The following is a 7,329-nucleotide window of genomic DNA, read 5'->3' as shown; positions in this document are numbered from 1 at the left end:
GCCAGGGCGCCGCTGACCGGTGGACGGCACCGAGCCGTCAACGAAACTGAAGAAGGGGGAGGCCTCGCGGCCTCCCCCTTTTTTGTATCTCGGGCAATTTGTCTCACATAGTAGCTGTGTTTTATAACCCTCGTTTGTCGCATCTTCTGTGAACGGGCTACAATAACTTAGTCTGTGCGATATGGAGGTGAACATGGCTGAAGCTGGTATCGGCGTTGATATCGTCGAGATTTCCCGCATGAAATCAATTCTTGAAAAGACGCCGTCGTTTGCTCGGCGTGTGTTTACCGAAGAAGAGCGTGCGTATTGCGATGCATCATCGCGTCCCGCTGCTCACTATGCGAGCCGCTTTGCTTCGCGCGAGGCGGTGCTTAAAGCTCTCGGCACGGGTTTTAGTCAAGGCGTGGGTCGCAAGGATGTTTCGGTAACGCGTGATAAACTCGGCAAACCGAAGGCGCTGCTTTCGGGCCGTGCTCTCGAGATCGCTCAAGAACTGGGCGTTGTTGAGGTCGCTCTTTCCATTACGCTTACGGGAGACTTGGCCGTTGCGAATGCCATCGCGATTACCGAAGATGCTCGGCCTAAGCCAAAAGATGAAAAGGTGAGCACCAAGAAACGCGTTGCGCAGACATTTAAAGAGGCTCGCTCTGTATTAGATGAGCTCGAGCAGCTGCAGAATTCAGCATTGACGGAGCACCTGGGCGATGCTTCGCAAGATACGCTAGGAGCATAGATGAAACCGGTTTTGAGTACCGAAGAAGTCGTTCGTCTCGAGGATATCATCGAACGCGAAGGGACTTCGAAGGCCGAGCTTATGGAGCTAGCGGGTGAGTTTGCCGCTAACGAGGTCTTGAAGCTCAATCCCGATCGGGTTCTCGTTTTGGTCGGTTTTGGTAATAATGGCGGCGACGGTTGGGTTGCCGCCGATATCCTGAGCCATAAGGGTGTGGACGTGGATATCGTTTCTCCGGTTGAACCGGATGAGATTCCTGCTGCTCTGGCACGTCATGTTGCTCGTCGTACTGCCGGCCGCGATGTGCACGTTTGCGTCGGCCCCTCGCGTGATGAACTCGAGGTTTTGATCGATAAGGCCGATGTTGTTGTCGATGCCATTTTTGGTACCGGTTTCCACGGGAATCTGCGTGCGCCGTTCTCCATTTGGATTCCTACGGTCAATGAATGCGCCGATTGTGTCGTATCCATTGATGTCCCCTCGGGCCTGAATGCAGAGACGGGCGTTGTTGATGACGACTGCATTCGTGCCGAGCGCACGGTGACGATGATTGCGCCCAAGATTGGTCTGTATAGCGCTGATGGTCCTGAGTATGCTGGCGATTTGATCTGCGGCAATCTTTACGACCGTCTTGACGAGGTCATCGATGATGTCGACCACGCCGCCGAGATTGTCGAGCCCGGTGACTTAGTTGATTACTTTGCTCCGCTACCATCGAATATCGATAAGTATTCCCGTGGCTCCGTGCTTATTGTCGCCGGATCTGCGCAATATCCTGGTGCTGCCATTATGGCGGCCAAGTCTGCAGCTCGCGCGGGTGCTGGTTACGTGGCAGTCGCGGCTCCTGACGCCTGCGCCAATCTCATTCGCATGGCACTTCCTTCGATTCCGGTCTTTGCTATTCCGTCTGATTCCCGCGGCTCCTTTGGCGCCGCTGCGCGCATGACGGTGTGCGAGATCGCAAAGAAGTACAGCTGCGTGCTGTGCGGTCCCGGTATGACGACGTCTGCTGGCGCTATGCAGGTGGTTTCGGGCTTGCTCGAGCTTGATGTACCGCTAATTTTGGACGCCGATGCACTCAACTGCCTTGCTAAGATTGCCATTGACGGTATTGATAGTAACCCCGAGATGTATCGTCGTGAGCAGCCGTTGGTTATGACGCCGCACTATCGTGAGCTTTCGCGTTTGGTTGCCGGTGACGAGGTGAACGACCTTGGTACCGCGATTGCAGCTGCGCAGAAGGTTGTCTGGGCTGCAGGCTCCGACAATCTGGTGGTCATAGCCAAGGGGCCGACGACGGCTATCTGTGGCGTTGAGCGCGTGCTGCTGCCACTCTCGGGTCCGGCTTCTCTGGCAACTGCCGGTTCTGGTGATGTTCTCGCGGGTATTTTGGCCGGCACGCTTGCCACCATGCGCGACGAGATGGATCGTTGGGAGCTGCTGTATTCGTACGCCGTCGCACTTCACAGCTACGCCGGTTTTGCCGCGGCGACGGAGTATGGTGAGAAGAGCGTTATCGCGACCGATCTTATCGACTTGATCGGTACTGCCATGGAGCTGGCGGCAAAGGATGCGCTCGAAGATCTGGGAATCATGGACGAAGGGTCGGATGACTAATCATGAATAAAGCCGATTTGACGCGCTGGTCCTGGGTCGAGATCGACCGCGGGGCGCTCCGTCGCAACACGAGAGCCTATAAGAACTTGTTGAATCCGCGTCAGCGCCTGTGCTGCGTGGTCAAGGCCGATGCTTATGGTCATGGAGCTGTTGAGTGCGCTAAGATCATGTATTCGGCTGGCGCCGACATGTTTGCCGTGGCGACGGTCAACGAGGGCGTTGGGCTCCGTCAGGGCGGAATTACTAAGCCCATCCTGATTCTAAGCGAGCCGCCTATCGAGGCTATTCCTGCATTGCTCGAGTTCGATATCATGCCCTCGGTCTATACGTCCGATTTTGCTCTCGCGTATGGCGAATGCGCCGTCGCGGCGGGCAAGGTGGGCAAGTACCATCTTGCCATCGAGACGGGCATGAATCGTATCGGCGTTCACTACACACAGGTGCTCGACTTTGTCCGCGGCATCAGCTTCCATCGCGGTATTCAGTGCGACGGCGTATTTACGCACTTTGCCACGGCCGATGAACCTTCGGGTTGGGACTACAAGCTGCAGTGCCAGCGTTTTACCGAGGCCGTTCAGGCCATTAAGGACGCAGGTTTTGAATGCGGTATCGTGCATTGTGCCAATACGCCATCCTCGATGCTCGATTCTTCAATGCACTTTGACATGATTCGTGCCGGCATCGGTTTGTATGGTCTGCAGCCATGTGAGCTGAGTGGTCGCGTGATGCAGCTTGATCCCGTCATGAGCGTCCACGCGCGTGTGACGCGCGTGGCACACCCTGCGATGGGCGAGGGCGTGGGCTACGGCTTTACCTACCGCGTACCGCGCACGCGCGTTCAGATCTGCACCCTTCCGATCGGTTATGCCGATGGCCTTTCGCGTACGCTTTCCAATCGTATGGACGTGCTGTATCGCGGCGAGCGTGTGCGTCAGGTGGGCAATATCTGCATGGACCAGTTTATGGTCGCCATTCAGTCCAACCCGGCGCATGAGATTCCCGAGGCCGAGTATGGTGACGAGATGATCATTGTCGGCCGCGATGGAGATGCCGAGATTACCATGGACGAGATGGCGCGCCTACGCGGCACGATTAACTACGAGGTCGCTTGCGGCTTTGGTATGCGTCTCGACAAGGTCTACGTGTAGGAGTCGCTATGGGCGTCATGCACATTCCCGGCCATAGCCATCAGGCGCCGCGTGAGGTCGCACTCGAGGAGATCGAGGCCGTTCTGGGCGATTGTCACCTTTGCCAGCTTTACCAGTCGCGCCACAACATCGTGTTTGGCGTGGGAAACCCCCGCGCTCGCGTGATGTTTATTGGCGAGGCGCCGGGCCGTAATGAGGATTTGCAGGGCGAGCCCTTTGTGGGGGCGGCAGGCGAGGACCTCAACGGCATTTTGTCGCTGGCGGGGCTCAAACGCGAAGACGTCTACATTGCCAACGTGCTTAAGTGCCGCCCGCCGGGAAACCGCAATCCGCGTCCCGAGGAAGTGCTGGCTTGCTCGCCGTTTTTGCGCGAGCAGATTCGAAGCATCTGGCCCGATATCATCGTGACGCTCGGCAACCCCGCAACGCACTTTGTGCTCAAGACCGAGATCGGCATTACCAAGCTGCGCGGCAGGTTCCACCAGATGGGGCATTTTGTAGTAATGCCCACTTTCCATCCGGCAGCAGCGCTACGCAATCCAGCGTGGCAGGAGCTGCTGGAGGAAGACTTTAAGATGCTGGGCGACTATCTGGGGCGACATCCCGCACCAGAGGACGCCTCGGAATAATAAGGAGCATATATGTCCCTGGAGCGCCTGGGGGTAGGTACTTACAAAACGACTTGCGCTGCCGATACGGAGTACTTTGGCGAGCTAATTGCACCGTGCCTTGAGGACGGAGATGTGCTCATCCTGACCGGTGGCCTGGGAGTGGGCAAAACTCACTTTACCAAGGGCGTCTCGCGCGGGCTGGGCGATGGGCATATGGTTACGAGTCCTACGTTTGCGCTCATGGCCGTTCACGATCAAGGTCGTATTCCGCTGTTTCACTTTGATCTATACCGCCTGGAGCATGCCTACGAGCTCGAGGATACGGGCATTTTCGATGTGCTGGGCTATGAGGGTGCTTGCCTGCTGGAATGGGGCGAACAATTCCAGGACGAGCTGACGGATGAGTATCTTTCGGTGACGCTCAGGCGTGATGAGGGCGACAGCGATGTGCGAACGATAACGCTTGAGGCGCACGGTGACCGCGCAATGGAGCTTTCCCATTTGATTGATAAGGCTGTACAAGATGAGCTTGCATAACGACAACGCGCTGGTGGTGGCGCTCGATACCTCGACCGACATGCTTGCCTGCGCGGCAAGCTGGATTGATGGGCAGACGGGTGAGACGAAGCTCGTGAGTGGCGACCACATGTGTCGCCGTCACGCCAACGTTGAGCTCGTGAACACCGTTGATGGCGTGCTGGCTCAAGCCGGTCTGGATCGCAGCGATGTTGGTTGCTATGTGGTCGGCCGCGGCCCGGGGTCCTTTACGGGTGTGCGCATCGGCATCTCCACTGCCAAGGGCCTCGCGCGTGGTGCCAATGTTCCGCTGCTGGGCGTGTCGACGCTCGACGCTTGCGCTTGGACGGCGTGGAAGGCTGGCGTGCGCGGCAAGCTTGGTATCTTGGCCGATGCTATGCGCGGTGAGGTATATCCGGCGCTGTATATGCTGGTCGATGAGGGTCCCGAGCGTCAATTTGAGCGCGAACACGTGGTCAAGGCCGCCGTGGCGCTCGATGAGTGGCGCCAAGCAGCGGACTGGGGCCAGGTTCAGCTGACCGGTGACGGTCTCGTGCGCTATGGCAAGCTGCTGGGTGAGGACGAGGCCGCCCGCTGCGTGGAGCGCGACCTGTGGTGGCCTTCGGGCGAGGGCTTGCTGCTCGCGCACGCTGCGGGTGACGGCGATCCGGCCCGCGTCCTGCCGATTTACACGCGCCTTTCGGATGCCGAGGAAAACGAGCGCAAGCGTCTTGGTCTTGCCGAGAGTGCGCAGAGCGAAATTACGGGTGTTGCCGATGAGCTCGCCGGTCGTCATCTGCAGTTCCGTCCCATGGGCGCGGCGGATGCCGAGGGCGCGAGCGCGCTGGAGGCTGCCTGCTTTGAAGGTGCCGGACACGAGGCATGGACGCCGGGCATGTTCCTGTCCGAACTGGGCGAGGACGTCGCTGCGCCGCGTAGTTGGTGGGTGGCACACGACGACGGCAAGCTGCTGGGCCTTGCCGGCGGTATGGTCGTGGACGGTGATGTGCAGATTCTGGATGTCGCCGTCGACCCGGCACATCGCCGTGAGGGCATTGCCCGCAAGCTGCTGTCGCACGTGAGCTATGATGCCCAGATGCTCGGCTGCACTACGGCTTCGCTCGAGGTCGAGGACGGTAACGAGGGAGCGACCGCGCTTTATAACGCTCTGGGCTTTACCGAGGCTGGCCGTCGCCGCGGCTACTATGGTGCCGGCAAGGACGCCATCGTCATGACGGCTCCGCTGCCCCTGGTGCTTCCGGTCGATAATGCTTCGCCCGAGCCGACGGCGGCAGAGCAGCGCGTATGGCCGCTGCCTGCGCCTGGGCGCTCCGAGGGGGAGCGTGCCGAAATTGAGCGCCGCCGCCTAGTGCTCGCTATCGAGAGCTCCTGCGACGAGACGGCCGTGGCGATTATCGATGCGGATGGCAATATGCTGGCTAACCAGGTGTCGACACAGATTGATTTTCACGCCCGCTTTGGCGGCGTGGTGCCCGAGATCGCCTCGCGCAAACACGTTGAGGTGATTGTGAGTGTCGTGGATGCGGCGCTCGAGGATGCCGCAGCATCGCTTGGTCTTGAGGGTGGAGCCATCGCGCCGAGCGAACTCGCCGCTGTTGGCGTGACACAGGGTCCGGGCCTGGTGGGTGCTCTGGTAGTGGGCGTCGCCTTCGCCAAGGGCTTTGCCTATGCCGCCGGCAAGCCGCTCGTGTGCGTCAACCATCTGGAGGGCCACCTGTTTGCCAACCTGTTGGCGCAGCCCGACCTCAAGCCCCCGTTTATCTTTACGCTCGTTTCGGGCGGGCACACCATGCTCGTGCACGTAAAGGCATGGGGCGACTATGAAGTGCTTGGCGAGACGCTCGACGACGCCGTGGGCGAAGCCTTCGACAAGGTGGCAAAGGCACTGGGTCTTGGCTATCCCGGAGGCCCTATCATCTCCAAGCTTGCCGAGACGGGCAACCCCAAGGCGATCGATTTCCCCCGTGCGCTTAACAGCAGGGGGGACTATCGCTTCTCGCTTTCGGGCCTCAAGACGGCGGTGACGCTCTACATCGAGCAGGAGACCAAGGCCGGGCGCACGATTCACCTGCCCGACCTAGCGGCCTCGTTTGAGGCGGCGGTCTTTGACGTGCAGTACAAGAAGGCCAAAAACGCCCTGCACGCCACCGGGTGCAAGGAGTATTGCATCGGCGGTGGTGTCTCGGCTAATCCGCATCTGCGCGAGATGATGATCAAGAAGCTCGGGCGTCAGGGGATCCGCGTAACGGTGCCACCGCTTTCGGCGTGCACCGACAACGCCGCCATGATCGCAGAGGTTGCCCGCCGTAAATTCGACCGAGGAGGAATCTCGCCGTTCGACGTCGACGCCGATCCAAACATGACGCTGTAGCTGGTACGGCGCGGTCCCCGGACGGAGGGGCCGGATATAAGGTTTCCTGCTCTACAGTCCTGCGCAAGACGAAGGCCACATTAAGTGGCCTTCTTTGCGTGCGGAACTCGCGATAAACCTTATATCCGGCCCCTCCGTCCGGGGACCTTTCTGTATCGATATAGCTTCTGAGCTGGTTTGGCGTCGACAACGTCCGGCAAGGTTAGCCAGCTGCGTCGAATTTCCGGCGTGCTTTAGCTGAAAGAAAAAGATGGTGCGCGGAGCTTTGCTCCGCACATTTGGGATGGGAGCTCCTCGGGGGCGGGGCGGGCG

6 protein-coding genes are annotated in these 7,329 nt (G+C 59.3%); all 6 read left to right on the top strand.

Going from position 1 to position 7,329, the window contains the following annotated elements; genetic code table 11:
- Positions 1-193 precede the first annotated feature (193 nt).
- From acpS to tsaD, 6 genes are read left to right on the top strand one after another with little or no spacing between them, the layout of a single operon-like run.
- The gene (gene acpS / locus DW943_RS10200; RefSeq protein ID WP_117655164.1) at positions 194-733 is read left to right on the top strand and encodes a holo-ACP synthase; all 540 of its coding nucleotides are present in this window, start codon (positions 194-196) and stop codon (positions 731-733) included.
- Positions 734-2,350 carry an NAD(P)H-hydrate dehydratase gene (locus tag DW943_RS10195; RefSeq protein WP_117862966.1) on the top strand — a complete coding sequence of 539 codons (1,617 nt, stop codon included), beginning with the start codon at positions 734-736 and terminating at the stop codon, positions 2,348-2,350.
- A gap of 2 nt (positions 2,351-2,352) precedes the next feature.
- Positions 2,353-3,498: an alanine racemase gene (gene alr, locus DW943_RS10190; protein WP_117798368.1), complete on the top strand. Its 1,146-nt coding sequence runs from the start codon at positions 2,353-2,355 to the stop codon at positions 3,496-3,498.
- Between the two features lie 8 nt (positions 3,499-3,506).
- Positions 3,507-4,127: a uracil-DNA glycosylase gene (locus DW943_RS10185; protein WP_117565042.1), complete on the top strand. Its 621-nt coding sequence runs from the start codon at positions 3,507-3,509 to the stop codon at positions 4,125-4,127.
- Between the two features lie 12 nt (positions 4,128-4,139).
- The gene (gene tsaE / locus DW943_RS10180; protein WP_089573670.1) at positions 4,140-4,646 is read left to right on the top strand and encodes a tRNA (adenosine(37)-N6)-threonylcarbamoyltransferase complex ATPase subunit type 1 TsaE; all 507 of its coding nucleotides are present in this window, start codon (positions 4,140-4,142) and stop codon (positions 4,644-4,646) included.
- On the top strand, positions 4,633-7,017 hold the full coding sequence (gene tsaD / locus DW943_RS10175) for a tRNA (adenosine(37)-N6)-threonylcarbamoyltransferase complex transferase subunit TsaD (protein ID WP_117862965.1): 2,385 nt from the start codon (positions 4,633-4,635) through the stop codon (positions 7,015-7,017). The genes tsaE and tsaD overlap by 14 nt, the downstream gene beginning before the upstream one ends.
- The last annotated feature ends 312 nt before the right edge of the window (positions 7,018-7,329 follow it).

Source organism: Collinsella sp. AM44-11 (assembly GCF_003467145.1).
In the GTDB taxonomy this organism is placed as follows: Bacteria; Actinomycetota; Coriobacteriia; order Coriobacteriales; family Coriobacteriaceae; genus Collinsella.
Note: the sequence above shows the minus strand (reverse complement) of the source record. Positions and strands in the feature narration are given on the sequence as shown.